Raw genomic sequence first — 3,052 nt, 5'->3', positions numbered from 1 at the left:
CCCGTCCAAAAAGGACGGGCGGGACGCCCATCCCACAATAACAATTAAAATTGTAAGTTATTTAATTCGCGATCCTATCTTTACTTATCTGTACAAGCAAGCGTTAATTTGTACAGATTTTTTTGCGGTTTTAGTCTTTATTAATAATGAATATCATAATTGTGGTATGTTTAAAAAATAACTATTTTTAGAAACCAGATGGGTACTTTATTTAGCCAGAAAGAGCGAAATGACTGCACAGTAGAAGATTCACATCTGGATGCTTTTATTGCAGTGATAGTAAAATTATCTAAGAAGCATGGCATTAGTGTCGCAGAAGTTATAGCTGCAAAGGAAGTGCTTGAAAGTGAACGAAAGAACGATCTTTATGTAAGAAATGGCGATGCTTTTGATGAACAGATGGCTGGCTTTGGTGAGCTACTGCAACAACTCATTTCCGCGCTCGAAAATTTGCCGTCTGATACATAAAACTCTTGTGATAAATTTAAGGTAGAAAGAAAGGGTTAAAGTTTATGGCAGTCGATCTGGTTTGAGATAGTTGATCGTTAATTGCCTATTTTCAAAAAACAGAAGACTCCGCTCCCGGACTTATTAAAGAAGCCGGGGAGCTAACAGCGAGCACATTTTAGGTTTAAAAGGTGCTTTTTTTCTCTGCGTGCAATCCCATTAAAATGACTAATTCCATGAGAGGCTAAACATCCGCCGGGTTCAGGTGCATCATTGCCCAAGTGGTGTAAGTGCCGATCGGACTCCAAAGTATGTAAGGCAGCAATAACAGGGCGGCTGGCTCCGAAACTTGCAACACACTTAAAGCTAGCATTACGCTTAAAATAGCGCCCGTTCCGCCGATTATTGTGCCGACTTTTAGGCTCCTAACTTTGCACATAACCGAGGTGTAAGACATAGTTACTATTTCTAAAAGCAGGTACAAACCCATTCTCAGCCAAGTCTCCTGAGTTCCTGGTTCTTTTTCCCAAACAATCACTGCTGACCAAGCTGCACAAATAAAAATTACTGTCCAAATTAGGGGAATTGCTCTTTCAAATACTAGCCATCTAGGACGCTGCAAGCGGTTGAACCATTGGAAGTCGCTGGGCGGGATTATGTTAGTGGCTAGTGCTACTATCAAGGCGACGCCTCCAATTACCATCCAGGATTTAATCATTTTTTTACCTTGGGCAAGGTTGACAGGTTCAATTCTGCAGATATTATCTCTAATTTTGGCGATCGCGCAATCTGTCCCTAGTTATATTAGGTTTGGTTCCGTCGCGAAACCCAACATCAGTTTAAAAGTAATTTAGACTTCTGGGAAACGTTAATTTATTCTCTTCACTTCCCCTTCATAATATAAAAAATGTGACCGAAAGCATCCAGGATACCCGCCACGTGATTCATTCCGAAAGCAGACTCAGGACCCAGAAATAAAAAACCTGTATCCGATGAAACTTGCCCCCCCAATTTATCGGTGGGGTCAATGCTTCAATTCTAAAATCTAAAATCTAAAATCTAAAATCTAAAATCGATTGACTCTTGCTCCCTCCCCTTGACAAGGGGAGGATTCGGGTCTGCTTTTCAGTAAATTTGACCAGTTAATTGAACAAAAAGTCTCTTAGCCTTTCACAAAAATCGGCGACTAGCCGAGCCGATGATGCTGTTCTAATTCTAAACTAGAGTCATCCTCTTTTTTGGGAACCAGAAGCGTATTTTCGCTGCTCGGTTGCAACACAGCTTTAATCACTTGGAGAAAACGGTTAGGCTTTTTGCTTTGACCGTTGAGAGTGCGCCGGTCTTTCACTTTTTGAGAAAGGTGCCGCATCACAGATAAATCGAGTTCATCTATGAAATGGTCTGCTATACGTTCTCCCATTAAATCTATAGCTTCAGCATACTGATCGGTTAGCGTTTCTATGGCATCGTATGCTTCGTCAGCAACTTGACTTGCTACTGTTTTATTTTGGTCGCCCGGTCTCTGGGAATGGCTGCGGCGCCGGTCTAAAAGACTTTGGTAGTCAGCAATGCTCATTCCCAAATTGTAAAGATGGTGGTGAGCGTGATCCATCAAATCTACTTCACTCGGATAGAAGAAACCGCGAGTGCTGTTAATGCCGTGCAGTTTTGCCCAACGCCGCAGATTTGTCTCATCTTGCAGTTGGTATCGCTCCAACATTTGAGCTGTATTCAGCTCTACTTCTGGCGTAACTTTGAAATCGCTCATCGGTAAATCCTCGCTGGTGAGTAAATAAATAAAATTGAAACTTAGAATCTGTGATTTCCGTACAGTCTGAAAATGACGATCGATCCTTTGACGGCATTGAGGGAAGTCTTGCGGGCATTTGCTAGCCGTCGATCGTGCGATCGTGCGATCGAGTCAGAGGATTTCAGGGTAGGGTACTTTTGGGCTTTGTCTCGATCGCATCCGGCAGCAAGCACACAGGGTTAATAATATAGCGGATTTAAGGTTTCAACAACCGTTAAAAATAGTAAAGTTTGATTTTTAGGGTTGAATTTTTAGTAATGTTGAGCTATAATATTCTCAATAACCGTGCAATTAGTAATTTTAGTAGTTGCAAACGAGATTCTTAGTATGCCTGTATACGATTATTTGTGTCCCGAAAACAACCAGCAGTTAGAAGTTTGGCACAGCATGAACCTGGAAGTTTCGACTTGGGGCCAACTGTGCGAGTTGGCTAAGTGCGAACCCGGGGAGACTCCCGCAGATGCTCCGGTACGCCGACTGCTGAGCGCTCCGAGGTTGATGAAGCCGACATCGGACACCGATTATAAAAATCAGGGGTTCAGCAAGTACGTGAAGCGGGATGAAGGGGTTTATGAAAATGTCACCGCTAAGGATGGTGAAAGCCGTATTGTCAATCGAGATGGTAAGCCGCTTAAAGACTGAACTCGGTAATTGGTAATTGGTAATTGGTAATCGGTAATTGGTAATTATTCCTAATCTAATGACTACTGACTACTGACTTCTAATATGGGAGCATCTCAGTTTTGCATTTACAGTGCGAGCGTCCCCGCTCGCGTATTGTACAATACGCGAGCG

Annotated in this window: 6 protein-coding genes; 3 read left to right on the top strand and 3 right to left on the bottom strand. The window is 42.6% G+C overall.

Features of this window, described 5'->3' with window-relative positions:
* Together QUB16_RS33105 and QUB16_RS33100 are read left to right on the top strand one after the other, a co-directional pair.
* Nucleotides 1-181: hypothetical protein (locus QUB16_RS33105; RefSeq protein WP_333322608.1), on the top strand; the 181-nt coding region annotated here is incomplete at its 5' end.
* Between the two features lie 17 nt (nt 182-198).
* Complete coding sequence (locus tag QUB16_RS33100) at nt 199-468, top strand: hypothetical protein (RefSeq protein WP_333322606.1); 270 nt, start codon at nt 199-201, stop codon at nt 466-468.
* A 223-nt stretch (nt 469-691) separates the two neighbouring features.
* On the opposite strand, the gene QUB16_RS33095 is transcribed toward QUB16_RS33100, so the two are convergent.
* From QUB16_RS33095 to QUB16_RS33085, 3 genes are all read right to left on the bottom strand, one after another.
* Nucleotides 692-1,165 carry a TspO/MBR family protein gene (locus QUB16_RS33095; RefSeq protein ID WP_333322604.1) on the bottom strand — a complete coding sequence of 158 codons (474 nt, stop codon included), beginning with the start codon at nt 1,163-1,165 and terminating at the stop codon, nt 692-694.
* A gap of 468 nt (nt 1,166-1,633) precedes the next feature.
* Entirely contained in the window at nt 1,634-2,215 is a 582-nt protein-coding gene (locus QUB16_RS33090; RefSeq protein ID WP_333322602.1) for a hypothetical protein, read from the bottom strand.
* Nucleotides 2,216-2,256: 41 nt separating this feature from the next.
* Nucleotides 2,257-2,430 (bottom strand): hypothetical protein, encoded by a 174-nt coding sequence (locus tag QUB16_RS33085; protein WP_333322600.1) that lies wholly within the window; start codon nt 2,428-2,430, stop codon nt 2,257-2,259.
* 154 nt (nt 2,431-2,584) lie between these two features.
* Between QUB16_RS33085 and QUB16_RS33080 the strand changes: the two genes are divergently transcribed.
* Nucleotides 2,585-2,899, top strand: coding sequence for a zinc ribbon domain-containing protein (locus tag QUB16_RS33080; RefSeq protein ID WP_333322598.1), 315 nt, complete (start codon nt 2,585-2,587; stop codon nt 2,897-2,899).
* The last annotated feature ends 153 nt before the right edge of the window (nt 2,900-3,052 follow it).

Source organism: Microcoleus sp. D3_18a_C4 (assembly GCF_036702415.1).
Taxonomy (GTDB): Bacteria; Cyanobacteriota; Cyanobacteriia; order Cyanobacteriales; family Microcoleaceae; genus Microcoleus.
Note: the sequence above shows the minus strand (reverse complement) of the source record. Positions and strands in the feature narration are given on the sequence as shown.